This is a genomic window from Deinococcus humi, assembly GCF_014201875.1.
GTDB lineage: Bacteria > Deinococcota > Deinococci > Deinococcales > Deinococcaceae > Deinococcus > Deinococcus humi.
Genome location: NZ_JACHFL010000003.1, coordinates 229,783 through 249,457, shown reverse-complemented (window position 1 = coordinate 249,457; position 19,675 = coordinate 229,783). Strand labels below are relative to the sequence as shown.

At 68.2% G+C, this 19,675-nt stretch carries 17 protein-coding genes; 7 read left to right on the top strand and 10 right to left on the bottom strand.

The features are described 5' to 3' along the window. Positions 1 to 29 precede the first annotated feature (29 nt). A complete protein-coding gene (locus tag HNQ08_RS07980; RefSeq protein ID WP_184129597.1) occupies positions 30 to 1,343 on the top strand; it encodes a cation:proton antiporter in 1,314 nt (437 codons plus the stop codon). A gap of 16 nt (positions 1,344 to 1,359) precedes the next feature. On the opposite strand, the gene hisA is transcribed toward HNQ08_RS07980, so the two are convergent. Further along, positions 1,360 to 2,091, bottom strand: coding sequence for a 1-(5-phosphoribosyl)-5-[(5-phosphoribosylamino)methylideneamino]imidazole-4-carboxamide isomerase (hisA, locus tag HNQ08_RS07975; protein ID WP_184129565.1), 732 nt, complete (start codon positions 2,089 to 2,091; stop codon positions 1,360 to 1,362). Between the two features lie 148 nt (positions 2,092 to 2,239). Between hisA and HNQ08_RS07970 the strand changes: the two genes are divergently transcribed. From HNQ08_RS07970 to HNQ08_RS07960, 3 genes are all read left to right on the top strand, one after another. Beyond that, a complete protein-coding gene (locus HNQ08_RS07970) occupies positions 2,240 to 3,400 on the top strand; it encodes a glycosyltransferase (protein WP_184129562.1) in 1,161 nt (386 codons plus the stop codon). An 84-nt stretch (positions 3,401 to 3,484) separates the two neighbouring features. After that, positions 3,485 to 4,828: an asparagine--tRNA ligase gene (gene asnS / locus HNQ08_RS07965; protein ID WP_184129559.1), complete on the top strand. Its 1,344-nt coding sequence runs from the start codon at positions 3,485 to 3,487 to the stop codon at positions 4,826 to 4,828. A gap of 46 nt (positions 4,829 to 4,874) precedes the next feature. Further along, complete coding sequence (locus HNQ08_RS07960; protein ID WP_184129556.1) at positions 4,875 to 5,291, top strand: hypothetical protein; 417 nt, start codon at positions 4,875 to 4,877, stop codon at positions 5,289 to 5,291. A 91-nt stretch (positions 5,292 to 5,382) separates the two neighbouring features. Here HNQ08_RS07960 and HNQ08_RS07955 read toward each other — a convergent pair whose 3' ends face one another. The 3 genes from HNQ08_RS07955 to HNQ08_RS07945 all read right to left on the bottom strand — a co-directional run bounded on the left by HNQ08_RS07955 (position 5,383) and on the right by HNQ08_RS07945 (position 8,145). Then, entirely contained in the window at positions 5,383 to 6,318 is a 936-nt protein-coding gene (locus HNQ08_RS07955; protein ID WP_184129553.1) for a diacylglycerol/lipid kinase family protein, read from the bottom strand. A 46-nt stretch (positions 6,319 to 6,364) separates the two neighbouring features. After that, the gene (gene wecB / locus HNQ08_RS07950; RefSeq protein ID WP_184129551.1) at positions 6,365 to 7,501 is read right to left on the bottom strand and encodes a non-hydrolyzing UDP-N-acetylglucosamine 2-epimerase; all 1,137 of its coding nucleotides are present in this window, start codon (positions 7,499 to 7,501) and stop codon (positions 6,365 to 6,367) included. A 119-nt stretch (positions 7,502 to 7,620) separates the two neighbouring features. After that, a complete protein-coding gene (locus HNQ08_RS07945; protein ID WP_229790012.1) occupies positions 7,621 to 8,145 on the bottom strand; it encodes a class I SAM-dependent methyltransferase in 525 nt (174 codons plus the stop codon). Between HNQ08_RS07945 and HNQ08_RS27310 the strand changes: the two genes are divergently transcribed. After that, a complete protein-coding gene (locus HNQ08_RS27310; RefSeq protein ID WP_229790016.1) occupies positions 8,065 to 8,235 on the top strand; it encodes a hypothetical protein in 171 nt (56 codons plus the stop codon). The genes HNQ08_RS07945 and HNQ08_RS27310 overlap by 81 nt on opposite strands. Before the next feature lie 14 nt (positions 8,236 to 8,249). Here HNQ08_RS27310 and hrpB read toward each other — a convergent pair whose 3' ends face one another. Then, positions 8,250 to 10,760: an ATP-dependent helicase HrpB gene (hrpB, locus tag HNQ08_RS07940; protein WP_184129548.1), complete on the bottom strand. Its 2,511-nt coding sequence runs from the start codon at positions 10,758 to 10,760 to the stop codon at positions 8,250 to 8,252. 253 nt (positions 10,761 to 11,013) lie between these two features. Here hrpB and rsmA point away from each other — a divergent pair, with 253 nt between their 5' ends. Together rsmA and HNQ08_RS07930 are read left to right on the top strand one after the other, a co-directional pair. After that, positions 11,014 to 11,895: a 16S rRNA (adenine(1518)-N(6)/adenine(1519)-N(6))-dimethyltransferase RsmA gene (gene rsmA, locus HNQ08_RS07935; RefSeq protein WP_184129545.1), complete on the top strand. Its 882-nt coding sequence runs from the start codon at positions 11,014 to 11,016 to the stop codon at positions 11,893 to 11,895. 156 nt (positions 11,896 to 12,051) lie between these two features. Next, positions 12,052 to 12,999 carry a carbohydrate kinase family protein gene (locus HNQ08_RS07930; RefSeq protein ID WP_184129542.1) on the top strand — a complete coding sequence of 316 codons (948 nt, stop codon included), beginning with the start codon at positions 12,052 to 12,054 and terminating at the stop codon, positions 12,997 to 12,999. Between the two features lie 82 nt (positions 13,000 to 13,081). On the opposite strand, the gene HNQ08_RS07925 is transcribed toward HNQ08_RS07930, so the two are convergent. The 5 genes from HNQ08_RS07925 to smpB form a co-directional block, all read right to left on the bottom strand. Next, a complete protein-coding gene (locus HNQ08_RS07925) occupies positions 13,082 to 13,465 on the bottom strand; it encodes a hypothetical protein (RefSeq protein ID WP_184129539.1) in 384 nt (127 codons plus the stop codon). Positions 13,466 to 13,790: 325 nt separating this feature from the next. Then, complete coding sequence (locus tag HNQ08_RS07920) at positions 13,791 to 17,117, bottom strand: AAA family ATPase (RefSeq protein WP_184129536.1); 3,327 nt, start codon at positions 17,115 to 17,117, stop codon at positions 13,791 to 13,793. Between the two features lie 134 nt (positions 17,118 to 17,251). Next, the gene (locus HNQ08_RS07915) at positions 17,252 to 17,794 is read right to left on the bottom strand and encodes a GerMN domain-containing protein (RefSeq protein WP_184130357.1); all 543 of its coding nucleotides are present in this window, start codon (positions 17,792 to 17,794) and stop codon (positions 17,252 to 17,254) included. After that, positions 17,794 to 19,167, bottom strand: coding sequence for an N-acetylmuramoyl-L-alanine amidase (locus HNQ08_RS07910; protein WP_184129533.1), 1,374 nt, complete (start codon positions 19,165 to 19,167; stop codon positions 17,794 to 17,796). The genes HNQ08_RS07915 and HNQ08_RS07910 overlap by 1 nt, the downstream gene beginning before the upstream one ends. 59 nt (positions 19,168 to 19,226) lie before the next feature. Beyond that, complete coding sequence (gene smpB / locus HNQ08_RS07905; RefSeq protein ID WP_184130353.1) at positions 19,227 to 19,658, bottom strand: SsrA-binding protein SmpB; 432 nt, start codon at positions 19,656 to 19,658, stop codon at positions 19,227 to 19,229. Positions 19,659 to 19,675: the final 17 nt, after the last annotated feature.

The window sequence follows — 19,675 nt, the reverse complement described above, 5'->3', positions numbered from 1 at the left end:
ACGCGGTTGCGGGAGGCATACTTGGCTCCATGTCCTCCAGCGAGATCTTTGGCATCTTCGTGGTGTTGCTGGCAACGCTGTCATTCGTCAACAGCCGCTTTCTCAAACTGCCGCCCACCATCGGCATCCTGATCGGCGGCCTGATCCTGGCGGGGGGCGTGGCCACGCTGGATCTGCTGGGCGTGCCGCTGGCCGAGCGGTTTCAGGCCACCGTAACCTCTCTGCCTTTCGGCACGCTGGTCTTCGACTGGCTGCTGGGTTTGTTGCTGTTTGCCAGCGCCATTCAGATCAATGTGAAGTTGCTGTTCGAGGAGCGCCTCACGGTGCTGGCCGTGACCCTGCTGACCACCCTGGTCACCTTGCTGTTGCTGGGAAGCGGCTTTTACTTCCTGCTGCAATGGGCGGGCATGCCGGTGCCCTGGGTGGCGGCGCTGCTGTTCGGCGCCATTGTCGCGCCCACCGATCCGGTGGCGGCCCTGCCGTTACTGAAGGCCGCCGGAGTGCCGGAAAAGGTGGAGTCACTGATTGCCGGGGAGTCGCTCTTCAACGACGGCGTGGGCGTGGTGGCCTTCACGGTGCTGGTGGCGCTGCTGCCGCCCATCACGCAGGAGGTGACTGTCTGGAGCACGCTGCTGCTGTTCGGGCGCGAGATGCTGGGGGGCCTCGCGCTGGGCGCGGCGCTGGGGGCCCTGGCCTTCGCGTTCATCCGCCGCAGCGCGCTCGACGAGAACACCCGACTGGTCATCTCGCTGGCCCTGGTGGTGGGGGGCAACGCGCTGGCACAGCGGCTGGAGGTCAGCGCGCCCGTAACGGCCGTGATGAGTGGCCTGACGCTAATGGCGCTGCTTCAGCTGATCCGCCGCAAAATTCGGCAGAGCGAACAGCTGGCCCAGTGGGAAGCCGAGAACCACGCGCAGCTGGATACCATCCACGATCACCTCGCCACCTTCTGGAACTTCGTGGACTACCTGCTGAACGCCGCGCTGTTCACGCTGATGGCTTTCGAGATCCTGAGTCTGGATCTGGGCTGGCCGCTGGTGGCGCTGCTGCCCGCGGTGATCGCACTGGGGCTGGGGGCGCGGGCGCTGGGCGTGTGGCTGCCCATCACCCTGCTCACGCGGCGCGAGCACTTTCCGCCGTACACCCGCCGACTGATGGTCTGGTCCGGGTTGCGCGGCGGCGTGACGCTAGCCCTGGCCTTCAATGTGCCAGACGGCGATCTGCGTGACATGCTGCTGGTCCTGAGTTACGGGGTGGTCATCTTCAGCCTGCTGGTGCAGGGGCTGACCATTCCGCGGTTGGCCCGGAAAGCGACAGCCGCGGCGAGGACGCAGGGAACCTAATCAGGCTGGCTTCTGGCTACAGCCGGACTGGGTACGCCAGCGTGCCCTCGTAGATCGCCCGGCCCACGATGGCCCCGTGGATGCCCTCCTCGGCGAGCAGGCGCACGTCGTCCACGTTGGCGACGCCGCCGCCCACGATCAGGGTGTTGATCCACAGTCGCCTCACCTCCTGCATCAGGGGGCGGTCCAGGCCCTTGAGGGTGCCGTCGCGGGTCACGTCGGTGAAGATCAGGGTTTCCAGGCCCGCCTCGGCCAGCCGGGGAGTCAGTTCGGCCACCATCAGGCCGCTGCCCTGCGCCCAGCCATGGGTGGCGACCTCCAGCCCGCGGGCGTCGAGACTGACCACCACCCGTTCGGGGCCGTGTGCGGCGATCAGCGCAGCCACCAGTTCGGGCTGCCTGACGGCGGCGGTGCCGATCACCACCCGGTCTACCCCACTTCTGAGTAGCGCCTCCGCCGTGGCCTGGTCCCGGATGCCGCCGCCCACCTCCACCGGCATGCCCAGCTGCGAAACGATCTGCGCGATCACCGCGCGGTTCTCGCCTCGTCCGGTGGCAGCGTCCAGATCCACCAGGTGCACCAGCCCCGCACCCAGGCTGACCCAGTGTCGCGCGGCGTCCAGCGGCGACTCGAAATACACCGTTTCACGGTCCGGATCGCCCTCGTACAGACGCACGGCCCGCCCCGACTGGATGTCCACGCAGGGAATGATGAGGGGCGGGACAGAGGATGGAGTTGAGGCAGTCATGCGGCGCAGGATAGCGAGGCGAAGCTTTGATTTGGGTCAGGGCACAGGAACCGTCGGGCGGCGCCGGCGTGGATTGCTGCACGAAATGGCGCCAGGCGGCCCACCCCCCCCTCCCCGCCCGTCCCTATGCTCTAGACTGCCGCCCAGCGTGAGAATCGGAATCATCACCGCGACCTACCTGCCGTCCCGCAACGGTGTGGCGACCAGCACGGCGCTGTACGTGCGTGGCCTGCGGGAGCGCGGCCACGATGTGCGGGTCTTTGCCCCCCGCCATCCGCTGATGCCCGCCCGCGAGGACGGCGTGTACCGCCTGAACAGTTCGTTCCTGGGGGCGCAGGCGCTGGGCGCCCCGGCGGATTATCCGGTCCTTCTGGCCCCCGGACCGCTGCTGACCGCCCGATTGCCGCTGCGCGATCTGGACGTGCTGCACACCATGCACCCGTTTCTGGCGGGGGGGCTGGCCCTGAAGTGGTCCCGGTTGTCGGGCGCGTCGGTGGTCTTCACGGCGCACACCCAGTACGACGAGTACCTGCATTACACCCCGATGCCCCGGCGATTGGGGCGCGCCATGCTGCGCCCCCACGTCAGCGCCTTTGCCCGCCGGGTCGACGCCGTGCTCGCTCCTGGCCGGGCGATGGTCCAGATGCTGCACGAGTACGGCTTTGCGGGCCATGTGGAACAGTTTCCCAACCCGGTGGATCTCGCCGCGTTCCAGGCCGCCGACGGACGTGCGTTCCGCACCGAGCACAACGTGCCCCCTGACGCGCCGCTGGTGATGTACCTGGGCCGCCTGGCCCCGGAGAAGAGTCTGGACGTGATGGTCCGGGCCTTCGATCGGGCGCGGGCCAGCCGCCCGGAGCTGAGGCTGCTGGTGGTGGGCGACGGCCCCAGTCGGGCGTCGGCGGCGCAGGCTGCCCCTGAAGGTGTGACCTTCACCGGTCCGGTCCCCTACGCCCGGGTGCCCGAGGCCCTGGCCGCCGCCGACACCTTCCTGACCGCCAGCACCAGTGAGGTGCTGCCCATGTCCATGATCGAGGCACTGGCCGCCGGCGCGCCGCTGGTCGCCGCCCGCAGTCCGGCCGCGCTGGACCTGATTGAGGAGGGCGTGAACGGCACGGTGCGCGACGCCACCCCACAGGCGCTGGCCGACGGCCTGCTGTACACCCTGCACCTGCAGCGCTTGAGTGCGCTTCAGGCCGGCGCACGGACCAGTGCGGCCCGCTACGATCTACCCGAAAGGGTGCGGGCACTCGACGAGATCTACAGCGGTGTGGTGGCCCATCGCAGGCACCGGCGCCAGCGCGCCTGAAGGCGAGGCAATACGGGAGTATCCCGTTCCCGGTCTGGCCCGGCGGGCCCACAGCAGCGCGCCGCCTCTGCCATAATTCCGCGCATGGCCTCCATTTCCAGCATTCATGACCTCAAGGAACATATCGGCCAGAGCGTGAGCGTTCACGCCTGGCTGACCGACAAGAGCGGCAAGGGCAAGTTGCAGTTCCTGAAGCTGCGCGACGGCAGCGGCTTCGTACAGGCCACCGTTTTCAAGGGCGACGTGGACGAGAGCGTCTTCGAGGCTGCAAAGCGGCTCACCCAGGAACAGGCGGTGACCGTGACCGGCGAGGTCCGCGCCGACGAGCGCGCGCCCGGCGGCGTCGAGCTGAGCGTGCGCGAGTTGACGCCCATCTCCGAGAACCATGCCGAGTACGCGATCACGCCCAAGGAACACGGCATCGAATTTCTGATGGACCACCGCCACGTGTGGCTCAGGCATCGCCGGCCCTGGGCCGTGATGCGGGTGCGGGACTGCGTACAGCGCGCCATCGTGGATTTCTTCCATGGCGAGGGCTTCGTCCGCTTCGACGCCCCGTTCTTCACGCCCAACGCCGCCGAGGGCACCACCGAGCTGTTTGAGATCGACCTGTTCGGCGAGGACAAGGCGTACCTGTCGCAGACCGGGCAGCTGCATGCGGAGGCGGGGGCGTTTGCTTTCGGCAAGGTCTACACCTTCGGCCCTACCTTCCGCGCCGAGAAGAGCAAGACGCGGCGCCACCTGCTGGAATTCTGGATGATCGAGCCAGAGGTGGCGCCCAGCAGTCACCGCGAGAACCTGGACCTGCAGGAGCGCATGCTGAGCTTTATCGTGCGCCGCGCCCTGGACGAGTGCGCGCCAGAGCTGGAACTACTGGGCCGTGACACTGCGAAACTGGCCGGAGCCGCCGAGGGGCACTACCCGCGCATCACCTACACCGAGGCGCTGGACATCGTGCGCCAGCACATTGAATCCAAGGACCTGCCGCCCAACGTGCAGGATGACGTGCAGCCCGTCGAGTGGGGTGATGACCTGGGTGCGCCGCACGAGACGATTCTGGGCCACCACTTTGACCGGCCCGTTATGATCGAGAAGTACCCGGCAGCCATCAAGGCCTTCTACATGCAGCCGGACCCCGAGGACCCCAGGGTGGCCCTGTGCGACGACGTGATCGCCCCTGAGGGCTACGGCGAGATCATCGGCGGCAGCGAGCGCATCCACGACTACGGGTTGCTCAAGTCGCGCATTGAGGAACAGGGGTTGCCGCTGGAAGCCTTCGACTGGTATCTGGACCTGCGCCGCGTAGGCAGCGTGCCGCACGCAGGCTACGGCATGGGCCTGGAGCGCGTGATCGCGTGGATCTGCGGCCTGGACCACATCCGCGAGGCGATCCCCTTTCCGCGCATGCTGACCCGCATGCGGCCCTGAATGCTGTCAGACTTAAGAGAGGGTATTCCCGACAAGATTGGCGACGATGAAATTTCAAGCTACTTTTCTAATCCTAGCCGTTACGACACTTCTGGGAGCCTGCGCCCCGGTAACTCAGGCTTACACTGCCGGAAATCCTGTATTCACCTCTGGTCAGATTTGGGAGGTGACATATAGCAATGGCATCCCTTCTTCTACAATTGCTATTCCTTCTCTAGTAATAGATGATGGCAATTATATGTTTTATAGGGAAAGAAGGAAGAACTCTACCGATGCCGTGAAAATGCTTAGGGAGGATGATGTAAGAGCCGCTTACTCCTTCCCCAAGGGGTACAAACCAACTATGAGAATCATAATTTATAAGGTGGATCTGGGCATAAATGTGACGTGCGATAGCGAAATCGATACCAAAGTCGAGATTGAACAAACACTGGTCGGAAAGTACTCGGTAGATACGAGCTAGAATATAAATAGCTGTACCATGAAACGACTTCGGTAATCCAGAGATGAAGCAAAGTGTTTGAAGGGAGCCAAGATCCGAACTGAACTCCTCCTCAGCCGTTCAGCAGCTTCACCACGCCCTCTAAAACTCTCACCCTGATCGCCGTCACCTGGCCGTGCAAGTCGCCGTCCAGGTGAATCGGCGTGGGCGCGTCCCAGCGAACCGTAACCTCGTGGCCTTTGGCCGCATGAACCTGCGGCTGGTCCAGGTGGGTGCCGCGCAGCACGCGCAGCATCAGGCCCACAAGCTGCAGGCGGTTCATGGGGCCGCCCGCCACCACGTCCAACTGCCCATCACGCGGATTGGACTGCGGGCTGATACGAAAGCCGCCGCCATAACGCGTGCCGTTCATCACGGCGACGATGGGACTGGGGCCGCTGTAGAACGGCTGGCCGTCCAGCGTGATCTGCACGTCCGCCAGACGCAGCTCGCGCACCGTGGCCACGGCAGCCCAGGCGTAGCGCATGAAGCCTTGAAGACGCGCGGGCGCGTGGGCCATGTTGGTGGTCACGGCGGCGTCAAAGCCCAGGCCCAGGCCGTTCAGCAGCACGTGGGTGCGACCCGCGCCGTCGCCTTCTAGAATGCGGACCTCCAGCGCGTCCACGTCGCGGGGCTGGAAGCTCAGGCGGTCCAGGGCCTCGGCGAACTGGCCGGGCCGCAGACCCAGCATGCCTGCAAAGTCGTTGCCGGTGCCCAGCGGCACCACTGCCAGCGGGCGGCCTGGGCGTTTTGGCACCGAAACCAGCGCAGGCAGCAGCGCTCCCACAGTACCGTCCCCGCCCACCGCCAGCACGCCGATACGGGGGGGCAGCGCCTGAATCCTAGCTAGGGCGTCGTCGCCGCTGCTCTCCAGAATCAGCTCGAAGGGCTGGCCGCGCCGCTTCAGCTCGGCCTCCAGGCGCGGCCACGCGCGGGTCGCCTGTCCACCGCCCGCATTGGGGTTGAGGACGACGGCCAGCGGGGGAACCGAGGATTGGGGAGCGCTCACGAGAAGCACATCATACGCGCCGGGAGAGCGGGTTCAGTGTCGATCGTCAGGTCCAGTCCGCCGGGCGCTCGCCCAGGCCGAAGTGCCACGCGATGGCCCGCGCAATGCGCCCGGCCGCCTGCCCGTCACCGTAGGGGTTGCGGGCTTCACGCATCTGCTGAAGGCTTGCCGGGCTGTCCAGCAAGCCATTCAGGACGGCCTCAAGTTGCGCCGGGTCATTGCCCGCCAGCTTCAGCACACCCGCTTCCAGTCCTTCCGGACGCTCCGTGACATTGCGCAGGACCGCCACCGGCACGCCCAGGGCCGCGCCCTCCTCCTGCAGGCCGCCGCTGTCGGTGGCGAGCAGCACGGAGGCGGCCATCAGCGGGGCCATATCGCTGTAATCAAGCGGGTCGGTCAGCTCGAAATTGGGCACCCCCTCCAGCACGGGACGTACCGCTTCCTGCACAGCGGGCGAGAGGTGGACCGGGTAGATGAAATGGTGCTGCGGATGGGCCCGGGCCACGTTCGCCAGCGCCTGCGCCATCTGGCGCATGGTGGGCTGGTTCTCGCGGCGGTGCATGGTCACGGTGACCAGGGGCTGTCCGGCGTCCACCCGCGCCTGCCATGCGGGGCGCAGTGGCACCCGTCCGGCGACCTCGCGCACGGCGTCCACGGCGGTCTGCCCGGTCACAAAGATGCCGGCCTCTGTCTTGCCCTCACGCAGCAGGTTGGCCCGGCTGCCAGACGTGGGAGAAAAATCCAGAGCGCTGAGGACGCCGGTCAGGCGGCGGTTGGCCTCCTCCGGAAAGGGTTCGCGTAGATCGCCGCTTCGCAGGCCAGCCTCGACATGCCCGACCGGGATCCCCTCGTAGAAGGCAGACAGGGCCACGCAGAACGACGTGGAGGTGTCGCCGTGGACCAGCACCAGATCCGCGCCCATCTCGCGCAGCATGCGGCCTGCCTGCGGCACGATGCGGGCGGTCAGGTCCGCGAGGGTCTGGCGCTCGGTCATGACGTTCAGGTCGCGGTCCGGCGTCAGGCCGAACACGTTCAGCGCGCCGTCGAGCATCTGGCGCTGCTGTCCGGTAGACAGGATCAGCGGGTGCAGACCGGGCTGGGCGGCCACCGCCGCGTACACCGGGGCCATCTTGGTGGCCTCTGGGCGGGTACCGAAAGCGAGCACAATTCGTTTGTCAGTCATAAGGAATCCTTGGGTGAGACATCAGGGCGCGGGCCGGAATCGGAACACCGGTTCGGCCGGGAACGAGAGGTCTGGCGCGGCTCACCACGCCGGGAGCAGGGCGTGGTCATCAGGTCACATTACAGGACATCCAGCACGTACAGCCGGTGCCTGCCCGGCAGGCCGCCGAAGCAGGAGGTGAAGCCGCGCTCGTGCGTTACACCCAGGCCACCGGCATCGAACAGGACAAGCCAATCGAAGCGGGAGCGTTCACTATGCGGGTGGCCGATTTCCAGGTTGATCAGCGCGTCTGTCACGCGCTCCAGACGGCGCGGTGGGTGGGCCTCGTCCCCATCTTCCAGCACCAGCACCCGCCCACGTGATACCCGCCTCGCCTCGCGCAGCACGGCCAGTGGATCGGGGCAGTGGTGCAACACGAAGGCCAGCAGCACCACGTCAAAAGATCCATCGGCGAACGGCACGGTCAGACCGTCGTACAGCACGCGCGGCAGGCCGAACTCGCGGCTCAGTCGCGCGGCGATGGGATGCGCCACCAGCCGCTGCCCCAGCGCCCCGGCGTGGGGGTGAACGTCGGCCATCGTGACCTGCCAGCCCTCCTGGGCCAGAAGGGCCGCGGTGTGCCCGGTGCCCGCGCCCAGGTCCAGCACCCGGCCCGACGGCAGATGCGGGCGGATGAGCTGGAGGACGAATCGCGCTCGCCGCCAGCCCAGCGGGGCATACGCGGCAGCGACTAAGGGAGACCAGAGTTTCAGCCGCCCCGCCGCCGGGTGCCCTTTATGGGGGCGTGGGTCCAGGGGTCATCTGGCCAGGCGTGTTTGGGGTAGCGGCCCCGCAGGTCCTTGCGGACCTCGAAATACGACGAGTTCCAGAAGCTCCGCAGGTCCTGCGTGACCTGCACGGGCCTCCCGGCGGGCGACAGCAAATGGAGCAGGACGGGCGTGCGGCCCGCGTTCACGGCGGGCGTGTCGGCCAGACCGAACACTTCCTGCAGCCTGACCGCCAGGATCGGCGGCGAACCGTCGGTGCGGTACTCCAGCCGGATGCGGCTGCCACTGGGCACGGTCACGTGCGTGGGCGCGAGATCCTCAAGCTGCTGCGGCAACGGCCATGGCAGCAACGCCTGCAGCGCGGGCAGCAGGTTGATGCGGCCCAGATCGTCGCGGGTGCGGGCCGTGCCGAGGAAGGGGCCGAGCCAGTCTTCCAGCGTGTCCAGCAACGCCGGGGCGGAAAGGGCAGGCCAGTCGCCGTCCGGCTGCCAGTAGCGCAGCGACTGCACGCGGGCGCGCAAGCTTTCGGCCTCGCGCCCGAAGTTCAGCAGGTGCAGACCCTCAGCGCGGATGGCCCCGGCCAGCGCCTCCACCCGCAATTCGGCAGGCACGTCTTTGAGCGGTCGAGTTTCGAGGATCAGCGCCCCCACGCGGCGTTCACGCTGGGCCAGCAGCGTGCCCGTCCGGGCGTCCCAGCGCACCGCTTCGGTCCACTGGGCGCGGGCGTCCAGGGTGGCCTCCGCCAGCGGCGCGGCCAGATAGATGCGCCCCTCGGCATTGCCGGGGTTCACCGTGCGGGAGTCCAGGTGGGCCACCGCCAGCGCCGGTGCCCCGGCCAGGGCGTCCCCCTCTGGCAACGCCACGCCCTGACCGCCCGCCAGCAAAAAGCGGCCCCGCACGCCGCCCGGCCCCGCCTCGCGCGCCAGGGCCAGCCGTTCGGGGTAGGCCAGGGCAATCAACCCACCCAGGTCATACGGGTCCGCTTCGGTGTTGTCGGCCCTCAGCTCCAGCAAGCTGCGCCACTGCCTGGACAGGCGCTCGACACGCTCCAGCACGGCCACGTCTCCCCTGCCCCCCCGCCCGGCCCGCCAAAACCGCAACGCCGCCACCCGCTCGGTCAGGTCCGCGCCCGAGCCGGGAGGCAGGGGATCGCGTTCTTCCAGCAGGGCGGCCAGATCGGCGGCCAGCGGTCCCAGCCTCGCCTGCGCCCCGCCCGTCAGCAGATGGGCCAGACGCGGATGGGTGGGGAACTCCAGGAGGCGCTGGCCTTCCGGGGTCACGCGGCCCGCGCTGTCCAAAGCGTTCAGACCGCGCAGCAGGGCGCGGGCCGTCTGCACACGCGGGGCGGGCGGCGCGTCCAGCCACGCCAGATCGGCGGGGTCCGGTGTACCCCAGGCGGCCAGTTCCAGCACCAGCGGGGCAAGATCGGCTTCCAGCACTTCCGGGGGACGCGTAGGGGGAAGCAGCGGCTGAGTGCGCTCGGACCACAGCCGGTAGGCCACCCCCGGCGCGGTGCGGCCGGCGCGTCCGGCCCGCTGCGCGGCGCTGTCGCGGGGGACGCGCCCGGTGACCATGCGGGTCAGGCCCGTGGCCGGATCGAAGGCCTGGGTGCGGCTCTGGCCGCCGTCCACCACCACCCGCACGCCGTCGATGGTCAGTGACGTTTCGGCAATGCTCGTCGCCAGCACCACCTTGCGTTGGCCCTTCGGATCGGGCAGCAGGGCACGGCGCTGTTCCCGGACGCTCAGATCGCCGTACAGCGGCAGCACCAGCGCGCCCGTGTCGGCCAGTTGCGCGGCGGCCCCGCGAATCTCGCGCACGCCGGGGAGGAAGGCCAGAACGTCGCCCTCCTCCTCGGCCAGCGCCTGCCGAACCTGGCGGGACACGGTGTCCTCCACGCGCCCCACCGGGTCTGTCGGCAGGTAACGCACCTCTACCGGGTAGGCGCGGCCTGCGCTCTCCACCAGCGGGGCGTTCAGGCGGGCCGGCAGGTCCGGGTCCAGAGTGGCGCTCATTACGAGGACTCGCAGGTCATCCCGCAGCGCCCCCTGCACCTCGCGCAACAGGGCCAGGGCCAGATCAGCATTCAGGCTGCGTTCGTGGAACTCGTCCAGAATGACCAGACCGACACCCGACAACTCGGGATCACGCTGCAGCCGGCGGGTCAGGATGCCCTCCGTGACGACTTCCAGGCGGGTCTGCGCCGAGACGCGCGACTCGAAGCGTACGCGGTAGCCCACCGTCTGCCCCACCGCCTCATTCAAGCCCTCGGCCAGCCGTGAGGCCACCGCCCGCGCCGCCACCCGCCGGGGTTGAAGCACGATGACCGATTGCCCGGCCAGCCAGTCCTCATGCAGCAATTCCAGCGGCAATGCCGTGCTCTTGCCCGCCCCCGGCGGAGCCTGCAACACCACCAGCGGGTGCGCCGCCAGGGCCGCGCGCACCGCCGGAATTACCTCGGCGATGGGCAGGGTGGGAGGCTGGACAGACATGGGGGCAATGGTAGCGGAGACGGGTGGGGCGCGGCAGTCACCACTGGAGGGACCGCCGGGCTTCTTGTTGCGCCAACCGGAAACCTGCTGCCCTGCTGAGAAGGACCTGGCACCGGCCAACTCAGCGCGCGTCCAGAAAAGCGTGTTCTACTGGGTCACCTGCACCGTGGGCCCTGTCAGCGGGCACCTCGCAGGTATACTGATTCGCCCTGACAGTTCCCCTGCGGGCCGCCCGCACGGAGACCCTGCCCCCATGACCATTGACCCACCCACCAATGCCACCCCCCATCCGCCTCAGTCCAGCGCCCCACTGTACTCGCCCGCTCGGGTGCGCGAACTGCTGACCCAGCATGGCTTGAAACCCACCAAGAGCCTGGGCCAGAACTTCCTGATCGACGGCAACATCCTGCGCGCCATTGCCGAGGCCGGACTGGCGGGAAGCCCGGCCCAGGGCACGCCGGTGCTGGAAGTCGGGCCGGGCCTGGGGGTGCTGACCCGTGAGATCACCACGCGCGGCGCGCACGTCACGGCGCTGGAAAAGGATCAGAAGCTGCGCCCGGTACTGGCCGAGACGCTGGCCGGGCTGGACGTGAAGGTGGTCTGGGGCGACGCGCTGGAGTTCGACTATTCCTCGCTCCCGCAAGGCACGCGCGTCATCGCCAATCTGCCCTACTACATCACCGGCGTGCTGCTGTCGCGTTTCATGCATGCGCCCGCCATCGTGTCGGCCACGGTGCTGGTGCAGAAGGAAGTCGGGCAGCGGCTGACGTCGCGGCCCGGTGAGGACAATTACGGCTTCCTCACGGCCCTGGCGTCCCTGTACGGTAGCGTCAAGCATGTGCGGGACGTGCCAAAAGGGGCCTTCTTTCCGGCCCCGGACGTGACCAGCAGCGTGATCCGGCTGGACTTTGACCGCTCCCGGCCGCCACCTCCACCCGCCCTGCTCAAGTTTGTGGAGGCGGCGCTGGCCTACCGGCGCAAGACGCTGCGCAACAACCTGCGAATGTTCGGCCAGGACGGGGCAGCCATTGACGCGGCGCTGGCAGCAGGAGGCCTGCGCCCGGACGTACGGGCCGAGGACGTGCCGCTGGACGCCCTGCGGGACTTGGCCGGGCGGCTGGGCGTGCTAGGGTAATGGCAACGATTCCATGACCGTGAGCTGTCCGCTTGAACCCCTTGCCGATGGGGCCTTCCGCCTCGCTTGTCCGGGCCTTTCCTGTGGATCCATGCCCACGTTCACGTTCCAGCGTCAACTCGCTCTCTACACGGGGTCCGCCCCGGAGGTTTTCCCTTGAAGTTCTACGTAATCGGCGACGTGACCGTTGACCACCTGTACCACCTGAACAAACTGCCCCGGCCCGGCGAGGAGATGACGCCTCTGCGCGCCAGCATGAAGCCGGGCGGCGCGGGCGGCACGATCGCCGTGACGCTGGCTCGGCTGGGCCACACCGTCACGCTGGCGGCCTGCGTGGGCGATGACCCCTTCGCCGATTACGCCCTGAGCCGCGTGCGCGAGAGCGGCGTGAGTGAGGCGGCCATTCAGCGCAGTGCCAGTCACCTGACCAGCACCATCACCCTGATGCAGACCTCAGACGGCCAGCGCACCATGATCAGCGACGGGGCGGCCAACCGGCAGCTGGACCCGGCCAAACTGAAGAAGAAGGACGTGGAGGGCAGCGACGCACTGATCGTGAACGCCTACGGCCTGATTGAGGGACCGCAGCGCGAGTTCACGCTGCAGGCGGTCGAGTACGCCCGGAACGCCAAGAAATCCGTGCCCGTCTTTATCGATCTGGGCACCGGGGCGGTCAACAAGGTGGGCACTGGCCTGCGCGACGTGGCCCTGCGCTCGGATTACCTGACGCTTAACCAGCACGAGCTTCAGGCGCTGACCAGCACGCGCTCGATCAGCGCCGCCCTGAAGCAGCTGGGCGAGGCCGGGGCGCAGCGCGTGGTGGTCAAGGTGGGCAAGATGGGCAGCATCATCTGGACCCCCACCGAGACCGAGCTGGTGGACGCCGTGCCGCCCGAAGGCGCCGTGGTGGTGGATTCCACAGGCGCGGGCGACACCTTTACTGCCACCTTCGCCCACGCGGTCCTGTCGGGAGCCAGCATGGCCGAGAGTGCGCGCGCCGCCAACGCTGCCGGAGCGCTGGCTGCCACCGGCTTCGGCGCGCAGGAACACCCGATCACCGCCGCCGATCTGGCCGTCGCGGTGCCCACGGGCAAGAAGAAATAAGACGCTGCCAGGGCGGAGTTCAGGAAGGGGGCAACAAGGCAAGCTGCGCTTTGTTGCCCCCTTCTCGGTGTTTGAGCACAGCTCAGGCCTTCAATGCCGGCGGGTCCGGCAACACGCGCCGGAGGTACGGTTTCCAGCTCCCCGAGGGGTGGCTGCGTGGCACAGGCTGCCCGGCGTCGTTGACGTAGACCATGCGGAACCGCCAGCGCTTGACCTCCAGTTCCCCGGCCTCGCGGTAGTGCAGTTCCACGTCCAGATTGGTGGCGGCGGGGTCTGTGTCACGGGCGGCCAGCAGGCTGAAATCGGTTAACTTCTGGCTCCCGTACAGTTCCCTGGTGGCCTTGACGGTCTGCTTTTTTGGTGGCGTTCCCTGCGCGGGCAGCAGGCGCGACATGCTGGAATAATCCCGCTTCTGCCAGCAGGACAGGAATTCGGTCAGCGCCTGTTGCGGAGTGGGAGTATTCATGCCCCCATTGTCGCAAAACTAGCCTCAGGCTGCCTTGAGCATTCTGGCGGACTCGGGGGGGTCGGCCATTTTGCGCAGGAACAGCGGGCTGGTTTCGCTGGCTGGCCCCTAGTCTGCCATTAGATCGAGGGAATGCTCCATCCCCTCGATCTGACCACCCCTAGCCCCAACGACAGATCTTCCAGCACTTCCGGCAGTATCCCTGTACCTTCCATGGACGGGACCGCCACCCAACGTGATAAATATTTCCGTGGCGCTGTGGCTGAGCTTCAGCACCTTCGAGCTGGACGGTTTCGGGAGGACGCCTACGTAGACCGGCCTGTTCTCAACCCTCCACCATCACCCGCCGCGCACCGTCCTCGGACTGACGGATGCTCAGGACCCGGCTGGCGCCGCTGCCATCGGTGGTCACGCCCCACAAGGCGGTGGCGACTTCCATCGTCGCCTTCTGGTGCGTGACCAGCAGAAACTGCGCGCCGCGTGCGCTGAAGCGCTCCAAGAAGGCGGTGAAGCGGCGGATGTTGGCCTCGTCCAGCGGGGCGTCCACCTCATCGAGCACGGCCAGGGGCAGCCCGCCCGCACCGTCAACCACGCTGGCGCCGTCGCCTCCGGCGTGATTCAGCGCGAACAGGAAGCCCAGTCCTGCCATCGTGCGCTCCCCAGCACTCAGCAGGTTGAGGTTGCGGGTGCGCTTGCCCTTGGGCTGCACGGCCAGCCTCAATCCGGTCAGGCGGCCCGAATCGTCGCTCTCGCCTTCCAGTTCACCCTCGCCGCCCAGCAGCTCGGCACTGTATTCGCGGAAGGCAGCGTTGACGCGGGCGAAGGCCGCCTGGGTGGCCTTGCCCTCGGCATCTTGCAATTCGCTCAGATGGGCGCGCAGCTCGGCGGTGGCGCTGCCTGCGTCCTCGGCCTCGGCACGCTGGGTCTGCAACTCAGCCAGCTCGGCAGCGTGGTCGGCCTCGGCGCGGGCATTGACGGTGCCCAGTCCCTCCAGCTCAGCGCGGACGCGGTTCAGTTCCGCCGTCCATTCGCGTGGAGTGCCGGACGGGACGCAACCGTCGGGAATGGGCTCCAGACTGCCCTCGCGGCGGGCAATCAGCACCCGCAGGTCATCAAGGCGGGCGCGGACCCTGTTCTGGTGGCCGATCAGGTTGGAATAGGCCAGGGCGGCGGCCTCCCGGGCGGCCTCCGCGCGGGAAAATTCGGTTTCGTCCAGCTCACCGAGCGCGGCCTCGCGGCGCGCGAGTTCGGCGGCGGCCGCCCTCAGATGAGCGTCCTGGGTGGCGCTGGCAGCGGCGTTGGCGTCCAGGCGCAGCCGCAGGTCCGCCGCACGGGTCTGGGCCGTTTCAAACGCCCTCCACGCGGCGGTCAGTTCGCGGGCCAGGGCCAGGGCCTCGGCACTTTCACGCTCGCTTGCCCGGCCCGTCTCGGCGACGTGCCGGGCGGCGGCCAGTTCGGTCTCCAGGGCTTCAACGTCCGGGAGTTCCGGCGCAGGGCTGACCTCTACCTCCGGTCCCAGCCGCGCCAGCAGGCGGTCCCGATTTTCATTCAGGCTGCGGGTCTGCGCGGTCAGTTCGGTCACGCGGCGCTCGGCGTCCCGTTCCTCGCGAGCGGCGCGTTCGCGGGCGGCCAGCAACTGATCGTGACGCTCACTCCCACTCCCCAGCGTCTGCTTCAGCCGCTCGAGTTCCGCCGAGAAACGCGCGCCCAGCGTATCGGCCTCGGCGAGTTCCGACTCCAGCTCCTGAAAGCGGCGCTGATCCCCGAGCACGCCCGCGCCGCTGTCGCGCAAGCGGCCCCCGGTGATTGCCCCGCCCGGCTCCACCAGTTCGCCGTCCAGCGTGACCAGACGTGGGCGGTTTGCATGCGAGCGGGCAATCCGGTTGGCGGCGCCCAGGTCCCGCACCACCAGGGTGTCGGCCAGAATCGCTTGGCCCACCAGGGGCGGATCGCTGGGGCACAGGTCCGCCAGATTGCCCACCACGCCAGGTTCGTGCAGGAAGGTGGCGTCTCGGCGCGGGCGCGCACGAATCAGGTCCAGTGGCAGGAACGTCGCCCGCCCCCCTGAACGCTTCAGCTCCTCGATGATGCTGCGGGCGTCGTCAGCACGCTCCACCACCACCTGCTCCAGCCGCCGCCCCAGCGCCGCGCCGATGGCGGTCTCGAATTCAGCAGGCACAGTGAGCAGATCGGCGACCGAGCCCACGATGCCGGGGTGGTCGAGCCGCAGCGCATTGCGTGCGCCCTCGCCGTAACGGGCGTAGCTGTTCAGCGTGCTCTCGAGGCGTTCGCGTTCGCGTCGCAAGGGGGCCACACTGGCATTGACGCGGGCCAGTTCACCTGATAGATGGCGTTCCTGGCTCACGGCGGCCTCGCGTTCGGCGGCCAGCGCGACGTACTGCCCCTCAGCATATTCGCGGGCTTGTTGCGAGAGAGTCAGACGTTCGGCGGCGGCTTTCAGATCCTCCGAGGCCCTCTCCAGATTGCCCTCGGCGCGTTCCAGTTCGGCATGCAGGGTCTCGCGGCTGGCCTCACTGCGGGCCTGCCCCTCGGCGGCGCGGGCGGCCTGCGTACGGGCGCGGGTCAGTTCGGCGTCCAGGGTGCGGACGCGGCGCTCGGCAGCCTCGGCATCGGCGCGAATTCGGTCCGACGCCGATTCCAGCGCGTCCAGATCGGGAGCGGGCTGAGCCGGAGCGGCGGTGGGGAGGCGCCCCAGTTCCGCCGCCAGAGTGTCGGCCTCGCCGCGCAGGTGAACGCGGTAGCGCTCAGCCTGGGCGTGGGCGTCGCGGGCGGCCCGCAGGGCGTCCAGCGCTCCAGCGTACGCGTCGCGGCGGGCGCGGGCGTCCTGAGCGGCCTCGCGGGCGGTCTCCACACCGACGGCGGCCACCTGAACCTCGGCAGCCAGGGCCGCACTCTGGAGTTCGAGTTGCGCCGTCTCCGTCCGCGCTCCGGCAATTTCGCGGGCCAGCGCTGCCTGACGCTCGCGTTTCAGGGCGTCCTCCAGCGTCAGCGTGCGCGCGCTCAGTTCGCGCCAGCGACGGGCCTGACTGGCGGCGCGTTCCAGCCGCGACACCGCCGCCTCGCGCTCATCAAGCAACAGGCGCAACTGGGCCAGATGGCTGTCAGCTTCCCTGAGCCGGGCCTCGGTCTCCTGGCGGGCGCTGACGGCGCGGGACAGCCCGGCGGCCTCCTGCACGTAACCCAGCAGCGTGCGGCCCTCCGCGCCCACCACGCCGCCGACCTCGCCCTGGCCGATCACCGCCAGCCCGCCCGGCCCAAGCCCGGTGCCGCGAAGCGCGGCCTGCACGTCCCTGGCACGCACGGGCCGCCCGTTCAGGTCCTGCTCACCTGCGCCGTCGCGGTAGATGCGCCGCGACAGGTTAACCCGGCCCTCGGGGGTCTGCAATTCGAGCTGCACCTCGGCCAGCCCCAGCGGCGCCTTGCCACCGCTGCCATGAAAGATCAGCTCGCTGCCACGTCCAGCCCGCAGTTCGCGTGCGCGCGCGCCGTGCGTGACCCAACGCAGACCCTCCACAACGTTGCTTTTGCCGCTGCCATTGGGTCCGATCACGGCACTGACGCCGGGGCCGAATTCCAGTCGGGTGCGCTCGGCGAAGCTCTTGAAGCCCTGCAAGGTAATGGTTCTCAGCATGTTGAGGTGTTACACCGTCAGACCGTCCAACTGTCCAACCGTCAAAAAAGCGAGGCGTCCGCCCCCCTAACTTTCAGGCGGTTGCGAGGTTAAACCGTCAGACCGATGGACCTTCCCCCTTGCGACACATCGGCCTACTCATCGGCGCAGTCCTGCCGCGTAAACGGATTGCGCAGATCAATCTGGCCCAGGGTGTCCACCGGCTGGCCGTTCAGGATGAAGGTCACATCGTCGCCGCGCGTCGCCAGCAGGGTACGGGTCAGCGTACACAGCAGCATGCGCTCGCCGCTGGGGCCGTAACGCAAGCCAGCGTAGGCGGCGGGCAGGTCCACGTAATAGTGCGGACCGCGCAGGTAGACCTTGGGGGCCGCCGTGCCCGCGGGCACCACCGCTAGATTGGCGGAGTTGCTGGGACCCGTGGCCCAGACATTCAGGGCCGCCTGGGCCACGGCGCGGGGATTGCTCTGCGTAACCTGCACCGTACGGGTCTCGGCCTTCATGGCGCGGACCTGCGGATCGGTGAAGTACACCTGCACCTTCATGGCGGTGCGCTCGGCGAGTTGCAGTCTGGGCGCTTCAGGCGCCGTGGGCGGTTTCTGCACCGCCTGATACGCCAGTAGCGCGGCGGCCAGCAGCACGACGCTGATCACGTTGAACAGCGAGAACAGGCGGCGGATCACTGTCCGACCCCCGCCGCGCCGGAAACAGCGGCACTGATATTGGCATTGTTGTTGGCGCGGGCCGTCAGGTACGTAGCCACCGAGCGGGCCACCGCCACCGACAGCGCCTGCAGACGACGCTCAACGCTCAGGTTCGCCAGGTCCTTGGAGTTGCTGGCCCAGCCCAGTTCCAGCAGCAGGGCAGCCTGGGGGGCCTCACTGAGGGTCATGACCCGCGAGAGGCTGCCCTGTCCCGCTGTGATGTTGCCGCCCTTGAGTTCGCCACGCAGCAGTTCGCTCAGCCGGCGCGTTCCTCCCGTGTCTCCCACCACCAGCGACCCGTAGGGAAGCGCCGCGCCCACCCGCACGCCATTGACCAGCTGCGACGGCGCTCGGCCCGTCGGCTCGTACACCGTCACGCCGCCACGGTTCGAGCCGGGAAAACGGCCCAGATCCAGGGCCAGATACACGTCGCTCTGGCGGGCCAGTTGCTGTTTCTGGTCGCGGCTCAGCGCGGTGGCGGTGTCGCGCGTGACCTGCACCTGCCAGCCCGCCTTGGTCAGCATCTCCGCCGCCCGGCGGGCCACGTCCAGGGTGGGGTCACGGCCAATTCCGGCGGTCTTGATCGGATCCAGCACGATCAGCGGTCGCGTGACCCGTTCCAGAATGGCCGGACTGCCGCGCGGAATGCCTGGCCCCAGGTCCAACACCACCCGCGTACCGGAAGGACGGACCACCTTGTAGACGCGGTAACCGCTCGCGGCGGTAATCGGCGCGCTCACGATCAGGTCATCCCCATCACGGCTGACCTCAGCGGACGGTAGAAAGGCCCCGCGCGTGGTGTACTTGCGGGCCTCGCCCTTCACGCCGCGCAGACGGACCACGACTCGACTGCCGCGCGCCTCATCGGTGAGTGTCACGTCACGACTGAGGTCCAGCACCAGCCGGTCACTGTTCTGACCAGCGCGGCTGCTCACGCCCAGCAACTCCGGCTGCGCCAGCGTCAGCTGCCCCTGCTCATACTTGGCCCCCAGACCAGTGGCCAGCGTGGACAGGGGCAGGTACAGATTGCCGTTGACCAGCGTGGCCGCCGGAGCCTGGATACGTCGCGTATCGATCTGCACGGTATTGAAATCCGTGGTGGCCCGCTGCTGGTCCAGATCGATCGGAACCAGCAGCGTGTGGCCCAGCCCGGTCACGCGCACCACCTGCCCGTCGCGGGTGACGTTGACCAACCGCCCCAGCACATCCCCATTGATGTACTCGGCACCGTACAGGCCGATGCTCTGCACCTGCTGTCCGGCCAGATTCAGCTTGCCGTAGGTGATCTGCGCGCCCGCCAGGCCGGCCAGCAGCAGCGCCGCCGCCAGCAGGGGCCAGGACCGCCACATGCCGGCGCGGCTGCCTGCGCTCCTGCGTTGTCGTCCCCACTGCCCCAACGGTATCCGCCTCACAGCGCGCGCAGCTCCCGCTGCACGGTCTTCTCGGCCTCGGCACGGCGCTTGTCGTGCAGCTTCTTGCCCCGGGCCAGGGCCAGTTCCACTTTGAAGTAGCGGCCCTTGGCGTAGAGGCGGGTGGGAATCAGGGTCAAGCCTTTCTGCTCCAGACCGCGCTTCATCTTGGCGATCTCCTCGCGGTGCAGCAGCAGGCGGCGGGTGCGGCGCGGCTCGTGGTTGTTGTATGTCGCCTCAGTGTAGGTCGGGATGTACAGGCCTTCCAGATCGACATTGCCGTTTGCCAGTCGGGCAAAGGCATCACGAAAATCGACGCCTCCGGCGCGGATGCTCTTGACCTCACTGCCGGTCAGACTGATACCCGCCTCAAAGCGCTCCAGCAACTCGTACTCGTAATGGGCGCGGCGGTTGGTATACACGCCCCGCAGTCTAGCAAAGGTGCCGA